General features: G+C 64.3%; 22 protein-coding genes. 5 read left to right on the forward strand and 17 right to left on the reverse strand.

Translation table 11 applies throughout. From position 1 onward, the window contains the following. The 3 genes from murJ to DRF71_RS12665 are packed head-to-tail and all read right to left on the reverse strand — an operon-like array spanning position 1 to position 5,598. Complete coding sequence (gene murJ / locus DRF71_RS12655) at positions 1 to 1,551, reverse strand: murein biosynthesis integral membrane protein MurJ (protein ID WP_112310864.1); 1,551 nt, start codon at positions 1,549 to 1,551, stop codon at positions 1 to 3. Positions 1,552 to 1,589: 38 nt separating this feature from the next. After that, the gene (locus tag DRF71_RS12660; RefSeq protein ID WP_232831526.1) at positions 1,590 to 4,376 is read right to left on the reverse strand and encodes a [protein-PII] uridylyltransferase; all 2,787 of its coding nucleotides are present in this window, start codon (positions 4,374 to 4,376) and stop codon (positions 1,590 to 1,592) included. Between the two features lie 46 nt (positions 4,377 to 4,422). Then, positions 4,423 to 5,598, reverse strand: coding sequence for a penicillin-binding protein activator (locus DRF71_RS12665; RefSeq protein ID WP_112310866.1), 1,176 nt, complete (start codon positions 5,596 to 5,598; stop codon positions 4,423 to 4,425). A 101-nt stretch (positions 5,599 to 5,699) separates the two neighbouring features. Here DRF71_RS12665 and rsmI point away from each other — a divergent pair, with 101 nt between their 5' ends. From rsmI to gshB, 3 genes are all read left to right on the forward strand, one after another. After that, positions 5,700 to 6,593 carry a 16S rRNA (cytidine(1402)-2'-O)-methyltransferase gene (rsmI, locus tag DRF71_RS12670; RefSeq protein WP_112310867.1) on the forward strand — a complete coding sequence of 298 codons (894 nt, stop codon included), beginning with the start codon at positions 5,700 to 5,702 and terminating at the stop codon, positions 6,591 to 6,593. 76 nt (positions 6,594 to 6,669) lie between these two features. Next, complete coding sequence (locus DRF71_RS12675; RefSeq protein ID WP_232831484.1) at positions 6,670 to 7,029, forward strand: YraN family protein; 360 nt, start codon at positions 6,670 to 6,672, stop codon at positions 7,027 to 7,029. Positions 7,030 to 7,113: 84 nt separating this feature from the next. Then, positions 7,114 to 8,058 (forward strand): glutathione synthase, encoded by a 945-nt coding sequence (gshB, locus tag DRF71_RS12680; RefSeq protein ID WP_112310869.1) that lies wholly within the window; start codon positions 7,114 to 7,116, stop codon positions 8,056 to 8,058. Position 8,059: 1 nt separating this feature from the next. Here the strand turns inward: gshB and DRF71_RS12685 are convergent, their stop codons facing one another. The 4 genes from DRF71_RS12685 to cobU all read right to left on the reverse strand — a co-directional run bounded on the left by DRF71_RS12685 (position 8,060) and on the right by cobU (position 11,739). Continuing rightward, entirely contained in the window at positions 8,060 to 9,565 is a 1,506-nt protein-coding gene (locus tag DRF71_RS12685; protein ID WP_112310870.1) for a YifB family Mg chelatase-like AAA ATPase, read from the reverse strand. Between the two features lie 107 nt (positions 9,566 to 9,672). Further along, positions 9,673 to 10,554, reverse strand: coding sequence for a glutathione S-transferase N-terminal domain-containing protein (locus tag DRF71_RS12690; RefSeq protein ID WP_112310871.1), 882 nt, complete (start codon positions 10,552 to 10,554; stop codon positions 9,673 to 9,675). A gap of 73 nt (positions 10,555 to 10,627) precedes the next feature. Beyond that, positions 10,628 to 11,188, reverse strand: coding sequence for a histidine phosphatase family protein (locus tag DRF71_RS12695; RefSeq protein ID WP_112310872.1), 561 nt, complete (start codon positions 11,186 to 11,188; stop codon positions 10,628 to 10,630). Then, the gene (gene cobU / locus DRF71_RS12700; RefSeq protein ID WP_112310873.1) at positions 11,185 to 11,739 is read right to left on the reverse strand and encodes a bifunctional adenosylcobinamide kinase/adenosylcobinamide-phosphate guanylyltransferase; all 555 of its coding nucleotides are present in this window, start codon (positions 11,737 to 11,739) and stop codon (positions 11,185 to 11,187) included. Before cobU ends, DRF71_RS12695 begins: the two co-directional genes overlap by 4 nt. 97 nt (positions 11,740 to 11,836) lie before the next feature. Between cobU and coaBC the strand changes: the two genes are divergently transcribed. Then, positions 11,837 to 13,030, forward strand: coding sequence for a bifunctional phosphopantothenoylcysteine decarboxylase/phosphopantothenate--cysteine ligase CoaBC (coaBC, locus tag DRF71_RS12705; protein ID WP_112310874.1), 1,194 nt, complete (start codon positions 11,837 to 11,839; stop codon positions 13,028 to 13,030). On the opposite strand, the gene DRF71_RS12710 is transcribed toward coaBC, so the two are convergent. From DRF71_RS12710 to DRF71_RS12755, 10 genes are all read right to left on the reverse strand, one after another. Continuing rightward, positions 13,027 to 13,848: an ABC transporter permease gene (locus DRF71_RS12710; protein ID WP_112310875.1), complete on the reverse strand. Its 822-nt coding sequence runs from the start codon at positions 13,846 to 13,848 to the stop codon at positions 13,027 to 13,029. The genes coaBC and DRF71_RS12710 overlap by 4 nt on opposite strands. Next, positions 13,845 to 14,726 (reverse strand): ABC transporter permease, encoded by an 882-nt coding sequence (locus DRF71_RS12715; RefSeq protein ID WP_112310876.1) that lies wholly within the window; start codon positions 14,724 to 14,726, stop codon positions 13,845 to 13,847. The genes DRF71_RS12710 and DRF71_RS12715 overlap by 4 nt, the downstream gene beginning before the upstream one ends. Next, positions 14,719 to 15,789, reverse strand: a complete 1,071-nt coding sequence (locus DRF71_RS12720) for an ABC transporter ATP-binding protein (RefSeq protein WP_112310877.1) — start codon at positions 15,787 to 15,789, stop codon at positions 14,719 to 14,721. The genes DRF71_RS12715 and DRF71_RS12720 overlap by 8 nt, the downstream gene beginning before the upstream one ends. A gap of 76 nt (positions 15,790 to 15,865) precedes the next feature. Then, the gene (locus DRF71_RS12725; protein ID WP_112310878.1) at positions 15,866 to 16,984 is read right to left on the reverse strand and encodes an extracellular solute-binding protein; all 1,119 of its coding nucleotides are present in this window, start codon (positions 16,982 to 16,984) and stop codon (positions 15,866 to 15,868) included. A gap of 663 nt (positions 16,985 to 17,647) precedes the next feature. Continuing rightward, a complete protein-coding gene (mnhG, locus tag DRF71_RS12730; RefSeq protein WP_112310879.1) occupies positions 17,648 to 18,079 on the reverse strand; it encodes a monovalent cation/H(+) antiporter subunit G in 432 nt (143 codons plus the stop codon). Beyond that, complete coding sequence (locus tag DRF71_RS12735; protein ID WP_112310880.1) at positions 18,076 to 18,357, reverse strand: K+/H+ antiporter subunit F; 282 nt, start codon at positions 18,355 to 18,357, stop codon at positions 18,076 to 18,078. Before DRF71_RS12735 ends, mnhG begins: the two co-directional genes overlap by 4 nt. Continuing rightward, complete coding sequence (locus DRF71_RS12740) at positions 18,354 to 18,845, reverse strand: Na+/H+ antiporter subunit E (protein ID WP_112310881.1); 492 nt, start codon at positions 18,843 to 18,845, stop codon at positions 18,354 to 18,356. Before DRF71_RS12740 ends, DRF71_RS12735 begins: the two co-directional genes overlap by 4 nt. Then, entirely contained in the window at positions 18,842 to 20,467 is a 1,626-nt protein-coding gene (locus DRF71_RS12745; protein WP_232831485.1) for a monovalent cation/H+ antiporter subunit D, read from the reverse strand. Before DRF71_RS12745 ends, DRF71_RS12740 begins: the two co-directional genes overlap by 4 nt. Further along, positions 20,467 to 20,826: a Na+/H+ antiporter subunit C gene (locus DRF71_RS12750; RefSeq protein ID WP_112310883.1), complete on the reverse strand. Its 360-nt coding sequence runs from the start codon at positions 20,824 to 20,826 to the stop codon at positions 20,467 to 20,469. The genes DRF71_RS12745 and DRF71_RS12750 overlap by 1 nt, the downstream gene beginning before the upstream one ends. Beyond that, entirely contained in the window at positions 20,826 to 23,729 is a 2,904-nt protein-coding gene (locus DRF71_RS12755) for a monovalent cation/H+ antiporter subunit A (RefSeq protein WP_112310884.1), read from the reverse strand. Before DRF71_RS12755 ends, DRF71_RS12750 begins: the two co-directional genes overlap by 1 nt. Positions 23,730 to 24,186: 457 nt before the next feature. Here DRF71_RS12755 and DRF71_RS12760 point away from each other — a divergent pair, with 457 nt between their 5' ends. Beyond that, positions 24,187 to 26,856: an HAD-IC family P-type ATPase gene (locus tag DRF71_RS12760; RefSeq protein ID WP_112310885.1), complete on the forward strand. Its 2,670-nt coding sequence runs from the start codon at positions 24,187 to 24,189 to the stop codon at positions 26,854 to 26,856. Positions 26,857 to 26,952 lie beyond the last annotated feature (96 nt).

Below are 26,952 nucleotides of genomic sequence, written 5' to 3' on the forward strand. Positions count from 1 at the left end.
TCAGGCCCGCTTGCCGCGCCGCAGCGAGGATTTCAGATCAGCAAGGCTCATGGCGCCGGTGAGCGTCGCGGCGAGGAAGTAGCTCGCCATCCCCGCCAGCACCAGCACCAGCAACATCGGCGTCCGCGTGCCCTTTGCGGTAACCGCATCGCCCATAAGCCACAAAAGCCCAAGCAGCACCGCCCCCATCACCAGCGCGGCCAGGAGAATCCGGGGCAGGCGGCTGCGGAAACGGTCGTCGAGGCTGGCCGAGACCCCCATGCTGCGCGCGCCGAGCCAGAGTTGTGCTGCCATGATCCAGGCCGAGGCCGAGGTTGCAATCGCAGCGGCAAGGAAGCCGATAAAGGGCATCAGCGCCACCGCGACAACCAGGTTCACCAGCATCGAGATCACCGCATAATTGAAGGGGCGGCGGGTGTCGTGGCGGGCATAGAATTGCGGCTGCAAGACCTTGTGCAACACGAAGGCCGGCAGTCCGGCGCCGTAAACCGCAAGCGCCAGTGCGGTATTGTCGGCGGCATGGGCGCTATAGGCGCCGCGCTCAAAAATCACGCCGATAATGGGGCGCGCGATCACGATCAGCGCCACTGCGGCCGGGATGGTCAGCAAAAGCGCAAATTCCGCCCCGCGTGAAAAGCTGAACCGCGCGCCCTCGGCATCCGAGGCACGCAGGCGGCGCGACAGTTCCGGCAGCAGGACGACCCCGATCGCGATCCCCACCACGCCCAGCGGCAGCTGGTAAAGCCGGTCGGCATTGTAGAGCCAGGTCATGGCGCCGTCGGTATAGCTTGCCACCCGGCGGCCGACCACGAGATTGACCTGCACCACCCCCCCCGCCAGCGCTGCCGGCGCGGCGATGATGGCAAGGCGCTTCAGTTCAGGCGTCCATTTCGGCAGCTGAAAGGGCAGCGAGAAGCCCAGCCGTTTCAGCGCGAACCAGACGGCGACCAGCTGCAACACGCCGGAAATCGAGATCGCCCAGGCCAGGGTCACGCCCATATCCCAGCCGAACCGGCGGGCAAGGATCATGCCGGCGATCATCGTCAGCGACAAAAGCGCGGTGACCGCCGAGGTTGCCAGGAACCGCCCCATCGAGTTCAGCACGCCGGAAAGCAGCGCGGTCAGCGAGATGAAGAGGATATAGGGAAAGGCGATCCGCCCATAGGTGATCGCCAGATCAAAGCGGGTATCCACCTCGAAGCCAGCCGCCAGGATCCAGACCAGCACCGGCATCGCCACGATACAGACCGCCGAGAACACCGCGAGAAAGGCCGCCATGCTCCAGAACGCGTCGCGCGCAAAGCCATTGGCATCCTCGCCGGCCTCAAGCTTTTTGGCATACATCGGCACGAAGGCCATGTTGAAGGCGCCCTCGGCGAAGAGGCGGCGGAACATATTCGGCAGCGACTGCGCCGCAATCAGCGCCTGGCTGACCGGCCCGTCACCCAGATAGGCTGACATGAACATATCGCGCACCAGCCCCGCGACGCGCGAAATCAGCGTCCAGAAGCCTACGGTGAGGAACCCCGCCACCAGCCGGATCGGTTTCATTTCGGGATCTGCTCCTCGCGCCTGCGATCTGTTCTCGTTCAGCCCTGGGCCTGTGCCCGTTCTGCGCCGTCGGAAATCGCCTGGCGCAGCTTTTTCTCCAGCGCTTCCTGGCGCCGTTTTTCGTGCAGTTTCAGCCCGAACGTGTCTTTGACATAGAATGTATCGACCACCTGGGCGCCGTAAGTCGCGATCACCGCCGAAACGATAGAGATGTTGTTATTCGCCAGCGTCCGGGTCAGATCATACAGCAGGCCCGGGCGGTCACGGGTATCCACCTCGATGATCGTGTAGATATCCGAGCCTTCGTTATCTATCGTGATATGGGTGGGGAAGCGGAATTCGCGCTCGCGCCGTTTCACCTTGTCGCGATCTTTCAGCGCCTCGCGGGCAACGACCTGGCCGCGCAGGGTCTTTTCGATCATCTGCCGCAGCCGGGGCAGGCGCGACAATTCGTAAGGATGGCCCTCGGCGTCCTGGACCCAGAACACCGCCGTGGCATAGCCGTCCTTTGACGTATAGGTGCGGGCATCGACCACATTGGCGCCGACCAGGGCCAGCGCGCCGGCGAGCCGCGAGAAAATGCCCGGGTGATCGGCCAGCGCGAAACAGGCGCGGGTGGCGTCGCGGCTGATATCGGGTTCCAGATCAATGCGGATCTCGTCATCGCCGATGCCCAGCAAAAGCCGTGCAAAGACAGCCTGAGTCGACGTCTCCAGCCCCTGCCAGTATTGCGGATAATGGCGCTGTGTCTCGGTGCGCAGGTCTTTGGCATCCCAGTCGGGCAACGCCTCGCGCAAAGCGCGCTTCGCCTCATCGGCGCGGTTCTCGCGGTTGACGGTTTCCAGCCCGGCCTCCAGCGCCTCGGCTGTGGCCTGGTGCAGCTGCCTGAGCAGCATCGCCTTCCAGTTATTCCAGGTATTGGGCCCGACGCCCCGGATATCGCAGACCGTCAGCACGGTCAGCAGATCAAGCCGCTTGCGGGTTTTCACCGCCTTGGCAAAGTCCCTCACAGTGCGCGGATCGCCGATATCGCGCTTTTGCGCCATGTCGGACATCAGAAGATGCCAGCGCACCAGCCATTCGACCGTCTCGCATTCCTCGTCATTCAGCCCCAGCCGCGGCGCCACCCGTCGCGCGATCTGGGCGCCAAGGATCGAGTGATCCTCGGGCCGCCCCTTGCCGATGTCATGCAGCAAAAGCGCGACGTAAAGCACCTTGCGGTTCACGCCGGCCTTGAGGATTTCCGACGACAGCGGCAGTTCTTCGATCAGCTCTTCCCGCTCGATCTGCGCGAGCGTCGAGATGCACTGGATGATATGCTCGTCCACCGTATAGGAGTGGTAGACGTTGAACTGCATCATCGCGACGATCGGCTCGAATTCGGGGATAAAGGCCGAAAGGACGCCCAGCTCGTTCATCCGCCGCAGGCTGCGTTCCGGATTGCCGTGTTTCAGAAGCAGGTCGAGGAAGATCCGCGCCGCCTCGGGGTCTTCGCGCATCTCGTCGTCGATCAGCGAGAGGTTTGCGGTCACGAGGCGCATGACATTGGGGTGCAAGAGATAGCCGGTGCGCAGCCCTTCCTCAAAGACCCGCAAGAGGTTCAGCTTGTCTTTCAGGAAGTCCGCCGGGTTGACCACGTCGATCCGGCCCTGAACGAGACGATACCCCGGACGCACCCGCTTGGTCATCTTGAAAAGGCCCTTCAGCGAGGCCTCGCGCTTGGCATGCCGCGCCTCAAGCCCGGTCAGGAAGATGCGGGTCAGCTCGCCCACCCGGGTGGCGTGGCGGAAGTAATCCTGCATGAAGATCTCGACCGCCCGGCGCCCGCCGGCATCCTTATAGCCCATGCGAAGGGCGACCTCGGGTTGCAAATCAAAGGTCAGCTGATCCGAGGGGCGGGCGGTGATGTAATGCAGATGGCAGCGCACCACCCAGAGGAAATCCTCGGCGGCGCGGAAGGTCTCATATTCCTCGCGGGTGAAGAGGCCGGCATTGACGAGGCCCGCCGCTTTCTGGACGCGGTGCAGATACTTGCCGATCCAGTACAGGGTCTGGAGATCGCGCAAGCCCCCCTTGCCCTCTTTGACATTGGGTTCCAGCACATAGCGCTGGCCGCCCTGGCGCCGGTGGCGCTCGGCGCGCTCCTGAAGTTTCGCCTCGATGAATTCCGGGCCGGTCTTGCGGAAGAGTTCCGACCAGAGCTTTTCGGCAAGATCTGCGGCCAGCACCTCATCGCCGGTGATGAAGCGCTTTTCCACCATGGCGGTGCGGATGGTGATGTCTTCGCGCGCCAGCCGGATGCAGTCGCGGATGGTGCGGACGGCATGGCCGACCTTCAGCTTCAGATCCCAGAGCATGTAGAGCATGCTCTCGACCACGCATTCCGCCCAGGGCGTGGTCTTCATCGGCGTCAGAAACAAGAGGTCGATATCGGAATGCGGCGCCATTTCCGCGCGACCATAGCCGCCGACCGCCAGAATCGCGAGCCGTTCGGCATCGGTCGGCAGCAATACCGGATGCAGCTTTTGCGCGATGGTGAAAGCGATGATCACCAGTTGATCGGTCAGCCAGGCCTGGGCCGAGATCAGCGGCCGCGCCTCGGTCGGATGGTCGCGGAAGGCTGCCGCCAGCGCGGCATTGGCGCGGGTTTTCGCGGCCGCCATATGGCTGACCGCAATTGCACGGCTGCTTTTGCCGTCAAACCCGGCGGGAAGCTCCGCGAGGATCGCCGCCGTCACCGCCTTCGTGTCGATGATCGCCTCCTCGGGCAGCAAAAGCGGAATGGCAGCCGGGACAAACCCGGCTGCCTTGTCTGTCTCTGGGATTTTGGCCGTGCCTGCGCCCTGTCCCGCCCGCTTGCGCGGACCGGGATCAGAGCCCGGCGCCGGAGAAGCTGCGGGGAGCAGGGTCAATCACGACCACCTGATTGTTGCGGATTTCAGCGACAGCGAGGCCGCGTTCATTGCTGCCATTGGCACGCAGCCGGAAAATGCCCGAGACGCCGACAAAGCCCGCATTCTGGGTCAGCGAGCCGGTCGAGAGGTCATTCCCTTGCCGTGCCAGCGCGCCGATGGCGGCGATCCCGTCATAGGCGAGGCCGGCAATCGGATGCGGGGCCGTGCCATAAGAGGCCTGATACCGGCTCTGGAACTGGGCATAGAGATTGGGATCCGGCAGGGTGAACCAGCCGCCCTGGACGCCCGGCAGGCCCAGGGTCTGCGCCGGCACATCCCAGCGGGTCAGGCCAAGAAATTTTGCGGCATTGCGGTCCAGCCCGCTGTCGATCAGCAGCTGGCTCAGAAGCGGCAGCGCACCGGCTGTATCGGCGGTCAGGAACAGCGCGGCTGCCCCGGTTTCGCGCGCGGTGGCGACGATGCCGGGGGCGGCGGAAGACACGCCCTGCTGGCTGAAATCATAAGAGGAAACCGCGACGACGGTGCCGCCCGAGGCCGAGATGCCACGCTGGATCGCGCGCTTGCCGGCCTCGCCTGCGGTGTTCCTTTCATGCACGATCATGATGCGGCCCCGGCCCTGTTTCACGGCGTAAGAGGCCATGCGGCGGGCGGCATTGTCGAAGGTCGGGCCAAGGACGAAGACATTGCCGCCGGCGATATCGACATTGTTCGAAAAGGCGAGGACGTTAATCCCTTTGCCGGCCATGGCGACGCCGGCGGCATTGGCCTCCTGGGCGAAGACCGGGCCGAGGATGATCTCGGCGCCTTCGCTGGCGGCCTGGATGGCGGCGGCCGAAGCCTGAGACGGGTTGCCGCCGGTCTGATAGACACGCAGGTCGATTTTGACGCCGGAGAGATCTGCGGCGGCGAGGCGCGCGGCATTCGTAAGGCTGTCGGCAAGGATCTGGTCACTGGCCTGGCCAGAGCCGCCGGGAACCAGCAAAGCCACCTGGACCGGTTTCGAGCGATCGGCCTTGCCCGGTGTGCCCCCGCCACCGCCCCCTTGCGGAACGCAGGCGGCGGCAAAGAGCGCGAAGAAGACAAAAAGGAACCGGCCCAGGGACTTGCGGGCCATACGGAATGCGGACAACATCAGGTCTCCTCACGCGGGAACAGCCCCCCTGACCGGGGTGCGGCGACAGTGCAGAGGTTAGTTGTTTCCAGGATCGAAGTAAACGCGGGCGGAAGGAAGAGATGGTGGGAAGTTCGGAAAATTCTTCCCGCTGGCGGCCCTCCGCCGGTCGGATCGAGCCAGGTTTGCATATGGTTGCCACTCCGATCGGGGCGGCGCGCGATATCACGCTCCGGGCGCTGGATGTGCTGGCGGGGGCGGATGTGCTGGCGGCCGAGGATACGCGGACGCTCAGGCATCTGATGGAGATCCATGGCATCGCGCTGGAGGGACGACCGCTGATCGCGGTGCATGACCATAACGAGAAAGGCATAGCTGCCAGGATCACCGGCCTGCTGGCCGGGGGGAAATCGGTCGCCTATGCCTCGGAGGCCGGGACACCCCTGATCTCGGATCCGGGCTTTGGCCTTGCGCGGGCGGCGGTCGGGGCGGGGGCGAAGGTGCTGGCGGCGCCCGGCGCCTCGGCGCTCCTGGCGGCGCTGACTGTCGCGGGCCTCCCGACGGACCGCTTCCTTTTCGCTGGCTTCCCCCCGACTGCGGCGGGGGAAAGACAGCGTTTTCTGGCTGGCGCGACGCGCGGCGACGCGACACTGGTGCTTTACGAATCGCCCCGCCGCATCCGCAAGACCCTGGCGGAGCTGATTGAAATCTGTGGCCCGGATCGTCTGGTCGCCCTATGTCGCGAACTGACCAAGAAACATGAGGAAGTGCTGCGCGGCAGTCTCCCGGAGGTGCTGGCTTGTCTTGGCGATCAGGACCCAAAAGGCGAAATTGTGCTGGTTGTGGATCGCGGCCCGCCGGAACTGGCCGGGCCGGAAACCATCGCGGCAGCGCTTGATCTGGCACTGGAAAGCATGCGCGTTAAGGAAGCCGCAGCATTTGTAGCGCAATCTCTTAATGTGCCGCGCCGCGAAGTCTATCAGATGGCCCTCGCGCGCAGCCGCAAACCGGATTGATGCGGGGAAACCGATGCCTCTCGATTTTGCTTCAGATGATTTCGCCCCGGCCATCAGTGCAAGGGCAAGACGGGGATTGCGCAGCCATCTTACCGGTCAGGCTGCCGAAGATGCCGTCGCGCGCAACTATGAAATGCGCGGCTACCGGATTCTCGCCAGACGGTGGCGCGGCGCCGCAGGTGAGGTGGATATCATTGCTGGCAAGGGTGACGATCTCGCAATCATCGAGGTCAAAAGTGCAAAAAACCATGACGTTGCAGCGGGGTATTTCGGCCGCGCGCAACAATGCAGGCTGGGGGCCTGCGCCGAGGAATATCTTTACGATACCCACCTGGCGGGGCGCGATCCGATGACAATCGTGGATATGCGCTTTGATCTGGCCCTGGTCGATGGTCTGGGTCGCATCGACATAGCGGAGGCCGCGTTTTTTCTCTGACCCCGGAAGGGCGGGCGATCAGAGACGGGTTTGCATCGGCTGCCACCTTGCGGCATCAAAGGGGCAGAACAGCCGGAGCATGTTATGGCACTCAAGGTCGCCCTTCAGATGGACCCGATCGGATCGGTGAATATCGACGCCGATTCCACTTTCCGAATCGCTCTTGAGGCGCAGAGCCGGGGGCACAGGCTGTTTTTCTACACGCCGGACCGGCTGGCCTTTGTTGAAGGCCGGGTAATGGCGCGCGGCCAATGGATCGAACTGCGCCGGGAAAAGGGGAATCACATCAGTTTCGGCCCGGAGACGGAGGTTGATCTTGCCGATTTCGATGTGGTCTGGCTGCGGCAGGATCCGCCTTTTGATATGGGCTATATCACCACGACGCATCTGCTCGACCTGATTCAGCCAAAAACCCTCGTGGTCAATGACCCGTTCTGGGTGCGCAATTTCCCTGAGAAGCTCCTCGTGTTGCGTTTCCCCGACCTCACGCCCCCGACCGCCATCGCGCGCGATCTGGAAACGATTCGCGCCTTCAAGGCCCGTCATGGCGATATCATCCTTAAGCCGCTTTACGGCAATGGCGGTGCCGGTGTGTTCCGTCTGGACGAGAATGACCGCAATCTTTCCTCGCTTTACGAACTCTTCACCTCGATGTCGCGCGAGCCGATGATCGTGCAGAAATTCCTTCCCGCCGTCGCAAAAGGCGACAAGCGGGTGATTCTGGTCGATGGTGAGCCGGTCGGTGCCATCAACCGGGTGCCGCAGGCGGGGGAGACGCGATCGAACATGCATGTCGGCGGGCGACCGGAGAAAATCGGTCTCAGCCCGCGCGACCTTGAGATCTGCCGCCGCATCGGCCCGACCCTGCGCGAGCATGGCCAGATCTTTGTCGGTATCGACGTGATCGGCGACTGGCTGACCGAGATCAACGTGACCTCCCCCACCGGCATCCAGGAGCTTGAGCGCTTCGACGGCACCAATACCGCCGAACGCATCTGGCAGGTGATCGAGGCGAAGCGGGCCGGCTGAGCTATCCGAGCGCGCCGGGGGTGAGCCGGTAAGAGGCCGCCTCGGCAATATGGTTGCGGCGCACTGCGTCGCTGCCATCCAGATCGGCAATTGAGCGCGCCACCCGCAGCAGCCGGTGATAGCCGCGCGCCGAAAGTCCCATCCGTTCGGCCAGCAGCCCGATCAGGGCGCGGCCTTCGGCATCGGGGCTGGCAAAACGTTCCAGCGCCTCGCCGGCGAGGTCGGCATTGGTCCGGCCCTCCTGTCCCAGCCGGTCCGACTGGATCTTTCGCGCGCGCAGCACCCGGGCCGCAACCACGGCCGAGCTTTCGCCATTCGCCCGCAGGTCGAGATCGGTGAAGGTGACCGGCGGCATCTCGATTCGCAGGTCGATGCGGTCCATCAGCGGGCCGGAGATCCGCCCGAGGTAATCCGCCCCGCAAACCGGTACCCGGGCGCAGGCGCGGGAGGGATCGGTCAGATAGCCGCAGCGGCAGGGATTGGCGGCGGCGACCAGCTGGAACCGGCTTGGATAGCGGATATGGGCATTGGCGCGGGCGACCGAGACTTCCCCCGTCTCGATGGGTTGGCGCAGCACTTCCAGCACGCTGCGCGAAAATTCGGGTAATTCGTCCAGAAACAGCACGCCGTTATGGGCCAGGCTGATTTCACCGGGTCTGGCACCACGCCCGCCGCCCGCCATAGCCGCCATCGAAGCGGTGTGATGCGGGGTGCGAAAGGGGCGCTCGCGCGAGATGCCACCGCTCAGCAACCCGGCCAGCGAATGGATCATTGAGGTTTCCAGCGCCTCGGCCGGGCTCAGATCGGGCAAGAGACCCGGCAGCCGGGCGGCCAGCATGCTCTTCCCCGAGCCCGGCGTGCCGGTCATCAACAGGTGATGCCGCCCGACGGCGGCGATTTCCAGCGCGCGTTTGGCGCGCTCCTGCCCTTTTACCTCGCGCAGGTCGGGGGCCGGGGCACTGCGGCGGACCTCGCCGGCGCGGGGTGGCGCGAGCACCGCCTGGCCGGTGAAATGGCGCACGACATCGGCCAGCGACGCGGCGGCGATCACCTCGGTTGCGCCGACCCAGGCGGCCTCGGCTCCCGAGCCGAGCGGGCAGAGCAGCGCGCAATCCTCCTCGGCGGCGGCAAGCGCCGCCGGCAGGGCGCCGGCAACCGGCAGCAGCCTTCCGTCCAGCGACAATTCGCCAAGCGCCAGCACCCGCGCCACCTCGTCGCGCGGCAGGATGTCAATCGCGGCCAGCAGCGCCAGCGCGATTGGCAGGTCGAAATGACTGCCCTCTTTCGGCAGATCCGCCGGTGAGAGGTTGATGGTGATGCGGCGGTTCGGCAGCGCGATGGACAGGGATTGCAGCGCGCTGCGCACCCTTTCGCGCGACTCACTCACGGCCTTGTCGGCCATACCGACCAGGCTGAATGCCGCAGCCCCGCCCTGGATCGCGCATTGCACCTCGACCAGACGCGCCTCAACCCCTTCAAAAGCCACGCTATAGGCACTGGCGATCATGCGCGCTCCCCTTGCCGGTCGGGGCCCAGCCTGCGCGAAAACTGGTTAGCGAAAGGTTAACGCCTGAGGTCTGACATCCGGTTGCGTGGGGCGCCGAACAGCGACGCTCAGGCTGCACCGCCCCGGAACAGCGCCATGAAAGCGGGCCAGGCCTCGGGATCGGCCACCGTCTTGTCGCGACAGAAGGGATTGCAAAACCCGAAGCGCCGGCCGGCGATCTCCAGCACATCGGTGACCGGCTTGCCGGAATAGGGGCAGGCGCGGTTTTCGGCCTCGGTGCCAGAGACGGCTTTTGCGGCCAGCGGCACCGGACCGGGCCAGTCGCGGCGCGGAAAATCGCGGCGGTAGACCGGCTGATCGGCACCCTCTGCAAGGCCCATCGCCCGCCAGCGCCGGAACGAGGGATGCGCCAGATGTGCGTTGACATAAGCACTGGCCGCGGCGCCGACTGGCAGATTATACCCTGCGATCCGCGCCGCAACCGGGGCGAAAAACACATCCGCGACCGAGTAGTCGCCGCAAAACCATGGGCCGCGCCCGCCGCAGACCTGGCGGGCATGATCCCAGATCACCTCAAGCCGGGCGAGGTCGCGCAAAACCGCTTCGGGCGGCGCGGCATCCTGATAAGAGACGCGCAGGTTCATCGGGCAGTAATCGCGCAGCGCGCCGAAACCGGCATGCATCTCGGCCGCCAGCATCCGTGCGGTGGCGCGACGGGCGGGATCGGCGGGCCAGAGCCCGGCGTCAGGGTGGCGGCTGGCCAGTTCCTCGGCAATGGCGAGACTTTCCGAAACCACGGTTCCTTCGGGCATCCGTGCGGTTGGTGCGGTGCGGGCGGGGGCGAAATCGGCCAGCAGGCGCGGCAGTTCATCACTGTAAAGACGGGCGCGCTGCAGCGAGACGGGCAGGCCGAAGGCATCGAATAAAAGCCAGCCGCGCAGCGACCAGCTGGAATAGGAACGGTCGCCGATCACCAGATTGTAAGTCATCTCGGGTCTCCTTCGCGATGCAGCCTGGAGGTGGCGGCCAGCGAAGGGAAACACTGATTTGTGCGGGATTTCATCACGGAATGTGATTGATCCGATGGACAAGGCCCGGGGCAAGGCCGATCCGGGTCACTGAAAGATTGTCGATCTTATGCGACAGAACCTCGGCCGCAGAAAACCCGCCTGCGACCTGAACCGCTGCCAGAATGGCGCCGAAATGGGCGACGATGATCATCTCATCGGCCTGTTGCGACAGCCGGTTCAGCACGGTGCCGATGCGGGTGGTCAGGTCATCCCAGCTTTCGCCGCCGGGCGCGCGGATGGGGCCGGGCTCTTCCCAGAAGGCGTGGATCAGGGCGGCGTCGGAGGCCTCGGCCTCGGCCCAGGTTTTCATTTCCCAGGCGCCGAAATGGATCTCGCGCAGGTCCGGCTCATGCGGCAGGCGCCGGCGGGGCGCCAGGCAATCGGCGGTGCAGATGGCGCGCGACAGATCCGAGGACACCACCGGCACATTCGGCAGATGCGCGTTCAGCCGCGCGATCTGCGCATGATCCGACAGATCGGCGGGGATATCGGTCCAGCCAACCATCGCCTTCGCATGGGTCGGGCCATGGCGCACCAGCCAGAAGCGGCTCATGCCATCCCCCCCTCCGGCAGATCTTCGGGCAGAGCGCCCTTCAGTGCCAGCGGCAGCCCGCACATCACCGCGACGACCAGCCCGGCCTCGCGCGCGAGGCGCTGGTTCAGCCGCCCTTGTTCATCGCGAAACCGCCTGGACAGCGCGTCACCGGGCACGATGCCCTGGCCCACCTCATTCGTCACCATAATCACCGGGCCTCTGGCGGCTGCGAGTGCGATCAGCAGCACCTCTGTTTCCTGTGCCAGATCGTTCTCCGCCAGCAGATGGTTGGTCAGCCACAAGGTCGCACAATCGAACAGCGTCACGCTGCCCACGGGCGCGGCGGCGACGGCGGGGGCGGCATCGAAGGGCGTCTCGAAGGTCTCCCATTCGGGGCCGCGGTCTTCGCGATGCTGGCGGATACGCGCGGCCATCTCGGCGTCAAAGGCCTGGGCGGTGGCGATATAGCGCCGTGTCAGGCCTGAGCCGAAGGCCAGACGCTCGGCAAAGGCGGATTTGCCGGAACGGGCGCCGCCGGTGATCAGGGTGAGGGGAGGAAGCTCTATCATGGCGCGACTATAGCGCGGGTCTCCCGGACTGCCAGCGGGGGTGATTGAGTTCCGGCACCGCGCACCGTAAGTTTTCAACCGGAACAGGGGGCGCATCATGCTGGCCGGAAAACGCATTCTTCTGATCGTGGGCGGTGGCATCGCCGCCTATAAGGCGCTGGAGCTGGTGCGGCTTTTGAAAAAATCGGGCGCTTCGGTTACGCCGGTGCTGACGAAAGCCGGGGCGGAATTCGTGACGCCCCTGTCCCTGTCGGCGCTGGCCGGGGAGCGGCATTATCAGGACCTGTTCGATCTGACCGATGAGGCCGAGATGGGCCATATTCAGCTGTCCCGCGCCGCCGATCTGCTGGTGGTGGTGCCGGCGACCGCCGATCTGATGGCGAAGATGGCCACCGGGCGGGCGGATGATCTGGCCTCGACCGTGCTGCTGGCGACCGACAAGCGGGTGCTGATCGCACCGGCGATGAATGTGCGGATGTGGCACCACCCGGCGACGCAGCGCAACCTTGCGACTTTGCAGGGGGATGGTGTGCTGGTGGTTGGTCCGGATCAGGGCGAGATGGCTTGCGGCGAATTCGGTGCCGGCCGGCTGGCAGAGCCCGGGGTGATTTTTGCGGCAATTGAGGCGGCTTTGGGCGGCGGGCCGCTGGCGGGGAAACATGTGCTGGTGACCTCGGGCCCGACGCATGAGCCGATTGACCCGGTGCGCTATATCGCGAACCGCTCGTCAGGCGCGCAGGGGGCGGCGATTGCGGCGGCGCTGCGCGATCTGGGGGCCAGGGTGACCTTTGTGACCGGGCCGGCGACTGTGCCGCCGCCCCAGGGGGTGGATGTGGTCCGTGTCGAGACGGCGGCGCAGATGGCGCTCGCGGTGAAGGCGGGCCTGCCCGCCGATGCGGCGGTGATGGCGGCGGCAGTCGCGGATTGGCGCGTCTCCAACCAGGGCGCGCAAAAGATTAAGAAGGATACCTCCGGCCGCTTGCCTGCGCTGAAATTTGCCGAGAATGAGGATATTCTGGCGGGCGTCTCCAGGGGATCGCCACGCCCGCGCCTGGTGGTCGGCTTTGCCGCCGAGACCACCAATGTGGTGGAACACGCCACCGCGAAACGGCTCAGGAAAGGGTGTGACTGGATCGTGGCGAATGATGTCTCGCCAGCGACCGGGATCATGGGCGGGACCGAGAATGCCGTCGTGCTGATCTCGGACCAGGGGGCCGAGACCTGGCCCCGTATGCCAAAGGACCAGGTCGCGCGGCGGCTGGCGGAACGCATCGCCGCCGCGCTGGCTTAACCCTCTTTGCGGCGGCGATTGAGCTCCATCACCAGCGCGGTCACCAGCGTCAGCGCGATCAGGATCAGCGCCAGCGCATTCACCGCCGGCGTCAGCCCGGTGCGCACCTTCGTCGCGATATAGACCGTCAGCGGCGTATCGGTGCCGCGCACGAACAGCGTCGTGTTATAGTTTTCAAAGGATTGCAGGAAGGCGATGAACCCCGCCGCGATCAGTGCCGGTTTCAGGAAGGGCAGCAGGATCCGGCGGAAGATCAGCCCTTTCGAGGCGCCAAGGCCAAGCGCGGCTTCCTCCTGGGTGCGGTCGAACCTTTGCAGCCGCGCGACCACCATCAGCATGACGTAAGCGGTGATAAAGGTCGCCTGGGCCAGCACGATCAGGAAGGTGCCGCCCGCAATCCCGGCCTGGCGCCAGAGGATCAGCGTGGCGATGCCGATGGCGACACCGGGCGTCAGCAGGGGCGACACCATCACCGCGTAGAAAATCCCCCGCGCCCGCGCGTTCAGGCTGGTAAGGAACAAAGCCGCCGCCGTGCCGACCGGCAGCGCGAATGCCACGACCGCAAGGCCGATTCCGAGCGAAAGCCACAAAGCCTTCCACATGGCGGCATCGTTCCACAGCTCCTGGAACCAGCCCAGCGTCGTGCCAAGCCAGGGCGTCACGGTCGGAAATTTCGAGGTGTTGAAGGTCGCTGCCGACATGATGACCAGTGGCAGGAACAGATAGGCCAGGAACAGTGTCAGATAGGCTGCGAACAGCAGTTTCGGCAAAGCGCGCGACAGGCGGTCGAGGGGCGTGACAGGACGGGGTTTGCTCATTTTGCGACATCCGCCAGATTGACCCGGAACAGCTTCAGCGTGACCATGACGACCGCCATGCACAGAACCAGCAGGATCAGCGCATAGGCCGCGCCCCGGTTCCAGTTTCCGCCCTCGAAGAACCAGTTATAGATGATTTCGGTGAACCAGCGGCTGCCGGGAGATCCCAGCAGCGCCGGCGCCACATAAGACCCTGCCGCCAGCATGAAGGTGAAGACGCAGCCCGTCGCAATCCCGGCCTTGGCATGCGGGATCACGATGCGCCAGTGGATGCGGAGGCCCGACGCGCCAAGGTTCTTCGCCGCCTCAAGTTGCGCCGTTTCCAGCGTCGAGATCGAATTGTAGATCGGGAAGAGCATGAAGAGGATATAGGCGTAGACCATCCCCGCCAGCACGCCGAAATCGCCCTGCCAGCGCACCGGTGCGTCGATCAGGCCGAGTCCCAGCAGGAAGGCGTTCAGCGGCCCGTTGAAAGAGAGAATGATGAACCAGGCCAGCGTGCGCAAAACCTCGTTGATCCAGAACGGGATGATCAGCAGGGTCAGCATGGCGCGGGCGCCGCGCAGGGACGCCACTTTGGCCATCCAGAAGGCCAGCGGATAGGTGATCGCCAGCGTCGCCAGCATGACGAGCGCCGATCCCCAGACGGTTTTCAGAAAGATCGACCGGTGGACGCTGTCGCCGAAAAGCGCGGTGTAATTAGAGACGGTATAGACGTCTTTCGGCCCGCCGATATCCGCCGGGAAGAGGTTCGGCTTCAGCGAGAAATTCAGCATCATCAGATTGGGCGCCAGCACCATGCCGATGATCCACAAAGCCACGAGCGCAAGGAAGAACCCGCCCAGACCCGGGCCGAACCGTCTGATCATTTCACGCATCGGCCAGCACCAGGGCTTCCTGCGGGGCAAAGCTCAGCCAGATCTGTTCGCCGGGCTGCGGGGCGTCGGCCAGATTGCGGTTCGGGATGGTCGCCAGCAGCTCTTGCCCATGGTCCGAGACCGCGCGCAGGATCGCAACCGCCCCCTCATATTCCAGCGAGACCGCTTTCGCGCTGAGGCTGTTCGGCATCTCGATCCGGCTCAGGGACATGGATTCAGGGCGGATGAAGATGGTGGCCCTGCCGCCATCCTCCAGCCCCAGCCCGGTGCGGCCGGTAAAGCGGCCCGCCGTGGTGGCGATGGTGGCTAGACCGGCCTCCAGCCCGCGTAACGTGCCGGTGAGATCATTGGTTTCGCCGACGAAACGGGCGGTGAAGGGCGTGGCGGGATTGGCGTATAGCTCTTGCGGGGTGGCAATCTGCTGCAGGATGCCGGCGCTCATCACCGCGACACGGTCCGACATCGCCAGCGCCTCGGACTGGTCATGGGTGATATAGATGAAGGTGACACCGGTGCGCTTTTGCAAAGCGCGCAACTCGGCCCGCATATGCTGGCGGAGTTTCAGGTCCAGCGCGGAAAGCGGCTCATCAAGCAGCAGAACCTGCGGCTCCACCGCCAGCGCGCGGGCGATGGCGACCCGCTGGCGCTGACCGCCCGAAAGCTCATGCACCATGCGGTCGCCGTAACCCGGCAGCGCGATCAGATCGAGCAGCTCTTCCGCGCGTTTGCGGCGCTGCGCTTTGGCGACGCCGCGCGCCTCAAGACCAAAGGCGATATTCTCCCAGACCGGCATCAGCGGGAAAAGTGCGAGCGACTGGAAGATCATCGCGGTCGGGCGGCGGTCGGCCGGGATGCCGGCCATATCCTTGTCACCGATCCGGACGCGGCCCTTTGTCGGCTCGGTAAAGCCTGCGATCAGGCGCAGCAGGGTGGTCTTGCCACAGCCCGAGGGGCCAAGGATCGAAAAGAACTCCCCCCCGGCGATATGGGCCGAGAAGTGGTGAACCGCCTTCACATCGCCGAAAGCCTGTTCAACGTCGATCAGCTCGACCGAATGCGACATGGGGGTCTCACAGTATTGGAGCAACGGGAAACTGCGGCGCGGGGAGGCGCGCCGCAGCGGGTTTTCAGCCGGCAGGTCAGGCCGAAAGGAACTTGTCCTGGTATTCGTTGCGCAGGCTCACATACCAGTTTTCCTGGATCGGCCACCACCACAGTTTCTCCAGCGCATCGCCCGGATAGGCGGCTGCGAAGAAGGCTTTCGAGGCATCCGACAGATACGCTTCGGCGCCCACGGCGGTCGAGTTGATCGAGGTGTGGTTGGCGTAAAGCGCGCCGGCTTCCGGCGTCAGCATGAAGTTCAGGAAGGCATAGGCCTGGTCGATATTCACGGCACCGGTCGGGATCGAGATCCCTTCCATCCAGGCCAGCGCGCCCTCTTTCGGAGCGACGAAGCCGACGGGCAGGCCTTCTTTCGCCAAAGTCGCGGCCGAGCTGTCCCAGGTCTGGCCGATTTTGGCGCCATTGGTGCGGAAGGCACCCTGGGCTTCGTTCTCATTCGACCAGAACTGGATGATATTGCCTTTGCGGGCAATGGCTTCGGCAAGGATCACGTCGAAATTGGCCTTCATAATCGCTTCGTCTTTGTAGCTGTCGAGGAAGGGATGCGGCAGCTTGCCTTCCTGCTCCATCCACAGCGCCAGGCCAACAAGACCCGAATGGCCGCGAACGGTGGCCTTGCCAGCCGATTCCGGCTTCCAGATATCGCCGTAAGAGGCGGTGCCATAGGTCAGCGGATTGTCATTGGTGTCGAAAGCCAGCGCCTCGGTGCCCCAGTCGGTCGGAACCTGGTAGCGCTTGCCGTCAACCACGGCGCCCAGCACTTCCGAGGATTTCGCGGCCGAGGGCAGGCACTTGTCCCAGTCGACCTTCGAATCGTCGATTTCTTTCAGCAGGCCGAATTCGACATAGTTCGGAACGCGGTCCACAGCCGGCCAGATGATGTCATAGCCGGTGCCGTTCGAAGCGCGCATCTGGTTCAGAAGCTCGTCATTGGTGCCATAGGGCGTGTAGACCGCCTTGATGCCGGTGGCTTTCTCGAAAGCGGCCAGCAGGTCGTCCGAGATATAGCCCGCCCAGGCAAAGACATTGACCGTACCCGAGGACCCCTGGGCGAGGGCGCCACGCGACACCAGCGGTGCCGCGAGCGAGGCGACGGCGGCGCCCCGGACGAATGAACGACGGTTGATGAGAGTCATTGCGACGATCTCCGCTTGGCCCGCCCTGGCCGGGATTGGCCGGGGCCGGGTCTGGTGTCAGATGCCGCCTGCCTAGTGTGCCTTTGTATCGGCGGCATAACTGTAAGGTTTCAAAGATGTGACGGTATCTGGCCGCAAGAGGCGGGCCGGGTGGGGGAAAGGGATGGGCTTGTCGGCATTTCCGACAAAATCGCTTTACCAAGAACACCCAAGTAAAATAGTCAACTATTTGAATCCATTCAATTTTTTATTGACGGATGCGATTTTTCGGTTTAGAACGATTCTCAACGATAGCAAGCCAGCCGTTAGCCAAAGCGCCAGGGTCAGCCAGCTCTCGACAGAATTCCCGCCAGCAAGATGACGGCAGCGCGCCAGGGCAGCTTATCGCCACCCGGCCAGCCACCAGGATCGTCCAGTCAGTCGGAAAGATACGGCTCCGGCCTCCACGCAAGCGATGACCGCATTCGATGGTCATGCCAGCCAGGCAGCCAAACCCTCCCGCCAGTTTCGCAGCAGGCAGCAAACAGCCACCCGCGCCACGCAGCAAGGCCAGACAGTTTCGGATCTTCCGTATCACAATGCAGAAGGGCAGCCGCTGACGGGGCTGCCCTTTGTCATTTGTGGCTGCAACCGGCGCTCAGCCCTCGCCGTCTGCCTTCTCTGTCAACCTTCTCCGGGGGCCTCGGCCGGATCGGCAAAGGCGGTCTCGCCCTCGGGAGGCGAGACGGGGCCGATCGGCACGTCTGACCGCTCCACCGCGCCGGGGATGCCGGGGGTGCCCTCGATCCGGTCGCGGTGCAGTGCGGCGCGGCCAAGGAACATCAGCGTCACCGGCGTGGTGACCATCAGGAAGATCCCGATCACCAGCTCGTGCAGAACCGCCCGGCCTTCCGTCCAGCTGACAAGGATCATCGAGGCCAGCAGGATCCCCGCCGCGCCCCATGAGGTGCCCAGCGTCGGCGCATGAAGGCGGTCGTAAAAGCTTTGCAGCCGTGCCAGCCCGATGGCGCCCAAAAGCGTCAGCGTCGCCCCCAGAACCAGGAAGAAGGCTACCGGAATCGCGATCCAGGCGGGGAGCGTTTCGAGATAGGTCATTCGATCACCTCGCCCCGGATCAGGAATTTCGCCAGCGACACGGTTGCGACAAAGCCCAGAACCCCGATCACCATCGCGGCCTCGAAAAAGAACGGCGAGCCGACGCGGATGCCGGTCACCACAAACAAGAGCATCGCGGTGACATAGAAGGTATCCAGCCCCAGCACCCGGTCCTGGGCGCGCGGCCCGTAAAGCAGGCGAAAGCCCCCCAGGCAGGCGGCCAGCGCCAGGGCGATCTGGGCATAGCTCAGTGCGGCGGACATGATGAAAGCGCTCATCTCGGGAAGGCCTCCAGCAAGAGGGTCTCATAGCGAATGGCGATCAGCTTCACCCAGTCATCGGTCTCGATCATGTCGAAGACATGCAGCAAAAGCGTGCCGGTCTCTTCGTCATATTCCACCCAGGCGGTGCCCGGTGTCGCGGTGACGATCATCGAGAGCAGCGCCAGCGGTGCCGGGTCGCGCAGTTGCAGCGGGATCTCGACAAAGCCCGAGCGCCGCTTGCCATGTTGTCCGCCCGTCAGGATCAGCCGGGCCACCGCGTAGTTTGACCGGATGATGTCGAGGCCGACGATGAAGAAGAGTTTCACCAGTGACTTCGGGGATCGCACCTTTACCCGCTCCGGCTCGATGGCGGCGAAAGCGCGCGAGGCGAGGGCGGCCACTACAGCGCCAAGGATCAGATGGCCCAGCGAGAAGCTGGTCAGCAAAAGCCACACGAGCGTCAGCGCGGCGGTCAGCAGCGGATGCGGGAAGAGCCGGGTCATTCGTCCTCCTCTGTCCCGATGGTCTGGCGGGACGAGAAAACGCCGACGGAATAGATCAGCGGGTCATGCAGAGCGCGCGAGGTGGCGTCGGTATAGCGCAGCACGGAATCGCCCCGCACCGTGATGGCGGCGATGAAGAGGACCAGCAGGATAACCGGCGCGAATTCCATCGCCAGCACCTTGGGCGGTTTCGAATCCGAGGCCCAGAAAGTCTGGATCCCGATCCGCACCAGACCGAGGATGGTTGCAAAGCCCGAGATCATCAGGACGGCCAGGAAGGTCCAGGTCAGATAAGGCGGCAAGCCGCCAACACCCAGCATCCCCGACAGGATCGCCACCTTGCCGATAAAGCCCGACAAGGGCGGCAGCCCTGCCAGCACCAGCAGACAGACGCCGAAACTGAGGCCGAGAATGGTCATGGTGCCGGGAATGGCAAGGCCGACCTCTTCGTCCTCGTCCTCGTCTTTCTCCAGCCCGTAAGCATCGGCGGTCAGCGCCAGCATGGCGGCGATTCCGCCTTCCTCGCGGCTCATCGGTTCAATGAGCAGGAAGAGTGTCGCCGTCGCCAGAGTCGAGGACACCATGTAGTAAAGCGCGCCCGAGAGCATCGACGTGCCGCCCCCCGACAGGGCAAGGCCGATCACCGCGATCACCGTGCCCGAGGAAATCAGCACAAGATGCGCCGCCATGCGGCCAAGGCTCTGGCTGCCCAACACGCCCAGCATCCCGAAAACCATGGTGGCCATGCCGCCCCAGATCAGCACCTCGGCGCCAAACCCGGCCGAAGCCCCGGCGCCAAGGCCGAAGAACAGCATGGAAAGGCGCAGGATCACATAGACCCCCACCTTGGTCATCACCGAAAACATCGCGGCAACCGGCGCGGCAGAGGCCATATAGGTGATCGGCAACCAGAAGGACAAAGGCCAGAGCCCCGCCTTCACCAGGAAGGCCATCCCCATGATAGCGGCGCCGGCATGGAACAGAGGCCGCTCGGATTCGGGGATATTCACCACCATCTGCGACAGATGCGCCATCGAAAGCGTGCCGGTAACGCCATAGATCAGTGCGACCCCGATCAGGAAGAACAAAGATCCCGCAAGGTTCATCGCGATGTAATGGATCCCGGCGCGCACCTTCACCTGGCCGGAGCCATGCAGCAAAAGCCCGTAAGACGCCGCCAGCAGCACTTCGAAAAACACGAAAAGATTGAAAAGGTCACCGGTCAGGAACGCGCCATTCAGCCCCATCAGCAGGAACTGGAACATCGAGTTGAAATGCTGGCCCTGTTTGTGCCAGTTCGCCCCGGCATAGATCATCGTCGGGATCGCCAGCAGCGAAACCAGCAAGAGCATCAGCGCCGACAGGCGATCCAGCACCAGGATGATGCCAAACGGCACCGCCCAGTCGCCCAGGAGGTAAAAGCTGATCTCATTGCCACCCGACAGGGGCGAACCTTTGGAGCGGTTCAGAAGCTCGATCGCGACGAACAACAGCGCGATGGTCGCGCCGATCGAGATGCCCAGCTTCGCCTTCCGCTGGCTCTCATCATAAAGCAGCATCAGGGCGCCCGCGATCAGCGGGATCAGAATCGGGGCAATGATCAGGTGTTCAGTCGCAAGCATCATTTGGTCTCACCGCTCCGGTAGGGTTCGCGGCCATCGACATGGTCGGTGCCGGTCAGACCCTTGGAGGCGATCATCACCACCAGAAACAGCGCCGTGGTGGCGAAGCTGATCACGATGGCAGTCAGCACCAGCGCCTGGGGCAGCGGGTCGGCATATTCGGCGGCGTTGACCCAGCCGCCCTTTGGCATGATCGCGGGCTTGCCGATGGTCAGGCGCCCCATCGAGAAGATGAAGATATTGACCGCGTAGGACAAAAGGATCAGCCCGACGATAACCTGAAAGGTACGCGGCCGCAGCAAGAGCCAGATGCCCGATCCGGCGAAGACGCCGATGGCGGCGGAAAGCACGATTTCCATCAGGCGGCTCCTTTCTGCTTCGTGGCTTTTTCTTCGGCCTTTTCCTCTTCCAGCTCCCGCAGACGCGCGGCGCGCAGGGACTGGTGGGCAATCGCGATCAGCAAGAGCACGGTCGCACCGACGACGGCGAGGAAGACGCCAAGGTCAAAGAGCATTGCAGTTGCCATCGGAACTTTGCCGATCAGCGGAATGTCGAGATAGCGGGCATGGGCGGTCAGGAACGGATAGCCAAAGAGCCAGGCGCCGATCCCGGTCGCGGTCGCAATCAACAGGCCAATACCCATCCAGCGGATCGGCAGGATGATGATCCGCGCCTCGATCCAGCGCACATTCGAGCCGATATATTGCAGCAAGAGACCAATCGCGACGGTAACGCCCGCCGAGAAGCCACCCCCCGGCAGGTCATGGCCGCGGAGGAACAGATAGGCCGCGATCACCAGGGTGACCGGGAACATCCAGCGCATGATCACCGAAGGAATCAGTATGAAATTCTCAAGCCGGTCAGCGGCATAGCCCTGTTGCTGCTCGGGCGCGCTGATCGACTCCGATCCGGGGCGGAAACGGCGCAGGAGCGCATAGACCGTCAGGCCGACAATCGCCAGAACCGTGATTTCGCCGTAAGTATCAAAAGCACGGAAATCGACGAGGATCACGTTGACGGTATTGGTGCCGCCACCCTCGTAATAGGCGTTCCTGAGGAACCAGTCGCCGATATTCGGCACCAGGGGCCGGGTCATCACCACCCAGGCCAGCGCCGCCAGACCGCCGCCGCCAATCGCTGCGATGATCAGGTCGCGTCCGCGCCGCGCCTTGGCGATCAGCAGATCGTCGCCCGCAATCTCCTCGCGCCGCTTCGGCAGCCAGCGCAGCCCCAGCAGCAGAAGAACCGTCGTCACGATTTCAACCACCAGCTGCGTCACCGCGAGATCCGGCGCCGAGAACCAGGCGAAGGTGACGCAGGTGATCAGCCCGGCGCCGCCCAGCAGCACAAGGGCCGCGAACCGGTGATATTTCGCCTGCCAGGCCGCCCCGATGGCACAGGCGCCTCCAACCAGCCACATGATGGCGAAGGCCGGGTTAAGGTCATTCCCGATCCGCTTCTCTGCCGGGGCAAGCCCGCCCCAGATCGCGACGGCAGCGGCGCAAATCCCAAGGACAACCAGCAGCCTCAGCTGAGTCTGCAGACGCTCGGTCCCGAACAGTCGGTGCAGCGCGCGCGGCCAGACCCAGGTCAGCCGCAGCAAAAGCCATTCATAGACCTTCTGCGCCCGGATGCGGTAGAGGACCGGCGGGCCTTCGGGTCCGGCATTGATCCGGCCCCGCGCGGTGACCCAGAGCGCCGTGCCGGCGGCCAGCGCGAAGAGGCTGATCATCAGGGGCGTGTTGAAGCCGTGCCAGATCGCCACACGGGCCACGGCCATATCTGGCCCCAGCACCGCGCGGCCCGCGACATTCAGGATCGGGTCCGCAAGCCAGGGCAGAACCCCGATGATCACACAGACCGCCACCAGCAGCTCGACCGGAAAGCGCATCCAGTGCTTCGGCTCATGCACATGTTCATTGGGCAGATTCTGGGCCTCGGGGCCGAAGAAAACCTCCATCACCAGCCGCAGCGAATAGGCGACCGAGAAGACCGAGGCGAAAGCGGCGATCCAGGGCAGGGCATTGTCCAGTATATTGCCGCCATGCGAGGCAATGGTCTCGGCCAGGAACATCTCTTTCGAGATGAACCCGTTCAAAAGCGGCACCCCCGCCATCGCGGCGGATGCAATAACCGTGAGAACAAAGGTAACCGGCAGCGCCTTTCTGAGACCCGAGAGTTTGCGCAGATCGCGGGTCCCGGTCTCATGGTCGATGATGCCGGCGGTCATAAACAAAGACGCCTTGAAGGCCGCGTGGTTTACGATGTGGAAAATGGCGGCGATGATCGCGGCCTCGCTCCCCATTCCTGCAAGCGCGGTGATCAGGCCCAGATGGCTGATCGTGGAATAGGCCAGCATGCCCTTCAGATCATGGCGGAACAGCGCGATCACCGCGCCAAGCGTGAAGGTCAGCATCCCGATGCCGCCGACCAGCCAGAACCACAGATCGGTGGCCCCCAGCGAGGGCTGGAAGCGGATCAGCAGGAAGACCCCCATCTTCACCATGGTGGCGGAGTGCAGATAGGCCGAAACCGGCGTCGGCGCCGCCATGGCACCCGGCAGCCAGAAATGGAACGGAAACTGCGCCGATTTGGTGAAGGCGCCGATCAGGAACAAGACCAGCACCAGCGGGTAAAGCGCGTGATTGCGGATGATCTCACCCGAGCGCAGCACCAGATCCAGGTCATAGCCGCCGACGATCTGGCCCAGCACCAGCATGGCGACTGTCAGCGCGACACCGCCCCCTGCCGTCACGATCAGCGCCATTCGGGCGCCGTCGCGGGCCGACTGGCTTTGGTGCCAGTAGCCGATCAGCAGGAAGGACATGATCGAGGTCAGCTCCCAGAACACCACGAGCATCAGGATATTCCCGGACAGGAGCATCCCGACCATTGCGCCGGTGAAAGCCATCAGAAAGCTGTAAAACCGGGGCACCGGATCGGTTTTCGCCAGGTAGAATCGCGCATAGATCACCACCAGAATGCCGATCGACAGCACGATGAAGGTGAACATCCAGGCGAAACCATCCATCCGGAAATTCAGGTTGATCGACAGGATCGGCAGCCAGCGCACCAGGCTGCGCACCACCTCATCCTCCGAGACCTGCGGATAAAGCGTGATCAGGATCACAAGCCCCCCGGCCAGCGAGAGGCCGGAAACCCAGGCCGCCGCGCCATGCGAATTCACCGGCAGCGTGGCCGCAGCAATCGCGGCCAGAAACGGCAGCAACACGAGAATGAGGATCAGGTTCTGCTCGATCATTCTGTTGCCGTCTCTCCTTTCATGCCCCTTCAGCGCGCTCCGAAACACCACGGGCCGCGACCGCGTCGGGTCGGCTGTGGCCACTCCCCTGTCATGGCTGACAGGTCTCGGATCGTTTCCGGGGGAAGCTGTTTCCAAAATGGGAGATAGAGGCCCTGGATTACAACCCCATAACAGCCAAATTCAGCGAGAAAAGGTCACCTTTTCCATGGTTTCCCGGCCCGGGGACGGCCATGGGTCAGGAGATTGTTACCCAGGGTGACCAGGATTGCACCAGGATGTGATCAGGGGTGCCTTGCCTGGCGGGGTGGCTCGCTGGCCCGATCCTCCGGTGCCGCAGTTCTGATCAGGATCAAAGACAGGGTGGGTTTCTCCCGCCAGGGTTGAATCTTGCGCGAATTGCCGGTCGGGCAGGGCGGCAGGCAGAGACAGCAACACAGCGAAAGGGCAGGTCTTCATGGCGGCAGAGGCAGCAAGGGCGCATCGCGCGCCGGCAGAGGAGCCCGATGTGCAGGCGGCCCATTCTCAGGCGGCGGTCGCAGTGCTGACCGCGCTGCAAAGCGGGCCCTCAGGGCTTGACCCTGCCGAGGCGCGGCGCCGGCTGGAGCGTTTCGGCCCCAATGCCCTGGCCCAGAGCCGGCGGCGTGGTCACCTCGCCCGGCTGCTGTCGCAATTCAGCAATGCCCTGATCTGGTTCATGCTGACCGGAGCGTTGGCGGCGCTTTTGCTGGGGCATCTGGTCGATGCGGGGGTGATCCTTGCGGTGGTGCTGGTCAATGCCGTCGTTGGCTATCTGCAGGAGGGCAAGGCCGAAGAGGCGCTGAACGCCGTCCGCGCCATGATCTCGCCCCAGGCGGCGGTGCTGCGGGCCGGCACCCGCCATGCGGTCCCGGCGGAAGAGATCGTGCCCGGCGATATCGTGCTGATCGAGGCGGGCGACCGGGTGCCGGCCGATCTGCGCCTGACTGAGGCCAGTCATCTGACCATAGACGAGGCGATCCTGACCGGGGAATCGCTCAACAGCGAAAAGGCCACCGCGCCGGTTGCCGCCGATGCTCCGCCCGGCGACCGGCATTCCATGGCGTTTTCCGGCACACTGGTCGCGACGGGCCACGGGCAGGGCGTGGTGGTCGCAACCGGAGCCGCGACCCAGATCGGCCATATCAGCGGGCTCCTGGCGGCGGTCGACACGCTGGAGACGCCGCTTCTGCGCCAGATCAACGGCTTTGGCCGGCGCTTTTCCGGCTTTGCCTTTGCGGCGGCGCTGATCCTGTTTCTCTTCGCGGTCACGCTGCGGGGCTTTGCGTGGGATGAGGCGCTGATGGCGGTGGTGGCGCTGGCGGTGGGGCTGGTGCCCGAGGGCCTGCCGGCGGTGATCACCATCACCCTCGCGATCGGTGTGCGCCGCATGGCGGCCCGTCACGCGGTGATCCGGCAATTGCCGGCGGTCGAGACGCTGGGGGCGACCTCGGTGATCTGTTCGGACAAGACCGGGACCCTGACCCGCAACGAGATGACGGTGCGCCGGCTGGTGACGGCTGACGCCAGCCAGTTGACAGAGGGTGCCGGCTATGATCCCGGCAAGCACCGGATCGAGGCCAGCGGCGTGGCGCGCGATCTGATCCTGTGCGGCTTGCTGTGCAATGACGCGGTGCTGCACCCGGGCACCTGGCGGGTCGGTGGCGATCCGATGGAGGGCGCGCTGCTGACGCTGGCGCTGAAAGCCGGGCTGGAGCCGCAGGCCGAACGCGCCGCTGCGCCGCGCCTCGGCCTGATCCCGTTTGACGCGCGTCATCGCTTGATGGCGAGCCTTCACGATCTGCCGGGCCGGGGGCGGGTGATCCTGGTCAAAGGCGCGCCCGAGCGGCTGCTGGCGCTCTGCGATGAGCCACCTGACAGCCCCTGGACCGCCCGGATCGAGGCCGCCGCCGCCGAGGGCGAAAGGGTGCTTGGTTTCGCGATCAAAGCGGTGCCGACCGGGACCGATGCGATCGGCTTTGCCGATCTGGAAAGCGGGCTCGGTTTCCTCGGCCTTGCCGGTTTTATTGACCCACCGCGCGACGAGGCGAAACAGGCCATTGCCGAATGTCGCAGCGCGGGCATCGCCGTGAAGATGATCACCGGCGACCATGGCGCAACCGCGCGCGCCATTGCGCGTCAGCTGGATCTTGCCGATCAGCCGGTGGTGATGACCGGCCAGGAGCTTGACAGCATCCCCGGGGCGGATTTCTCCGAAACGGTCCGGCGCACGGATGTCTTCGCCCGTACCTCGCCCGAACATAAGCTGCGCATCGTCCAGTCACTGCAATCGCTGGGCCGGGTGGTGGCGATGACCGGTGACGGGGTGAATGACGCGCCGGCGCTGAAACAGGCGGATGTCGGCATCAGTATGGGGATCAAGGGCACCGAGGCCGCGAAAGAAGCCTCGGCCATGGTGCTGATGGATGATAATTTCGCCTCGGTGGTGGCGGCGGTGCATGAGGGCCGCACCGTGCATGACAATATCCGCAAGGTGATCGGCTGGACGCTGCCCACCAATGGCGGCGAGGCGCTGGCGGTGGCGCTGGCAATCCTGTTCGGTTTCGCGATGCCGATGACGCCGGTGCAGATCCTTTGGATCAACCTGATCCTCGCAGGAACCCTGGGCCTTGCCCTCGCCTTCGAGCCACCCGAGCCCGGGGTGATGCGCCGCCCGCCGCGCAGGCCCGATCAGGGGCTGCTGACGCCCTTCCTGATCTGGAGGATCTTCTTTGTCTCAGGTCTCTTCACGCTGTTCTCACTGAGCCTGTTTTTCTGGGCACAGGGCCAGGGGCACGATCTGGAAACCGCCCGCACCATGGTGGTCAATCTGCTGGTGGTTCTGGAGATATTTTACCTGTTCAATGTCAGATACCTGCATATGACCTCCTTCACCATGACAGGGGTGAAAGGCACCGGCCCGGTCCTGGCGGCGGTCGCCGTGGTGATCCTGGCCCAACTTGCCTTCACCTATATGCCGCTGATGCAGGGGGTCTTCGGCTCACGACCGCTGAGCTTCGCAGACGGGCTGCTGATCATCGCACTGGGAGTGATTTCTCTGGTGATTCTTGAAATCGAGAAACATCTGCTGCGGGATCGCTTTGGCTGATGGCAGAAAGTTTGAGTATTTAAGTCAAGAGGAAGTCAGCTTCCTTCCTCTTGATGAAAATACTCTGGGGGTCCGGGGGTGAAACCCCGGCCGGGG

It is taken from the genome of Pseudogemmobacter bohemicus (assembly GCF_003290025.1).
GTDB lineage: Bacteria > Pseudomonadota > Alphaproteobacteria > Rhodobacterales > Rhodobacteraceae > Pseudogemmobacter > Pseudogemmobacter bohemicus.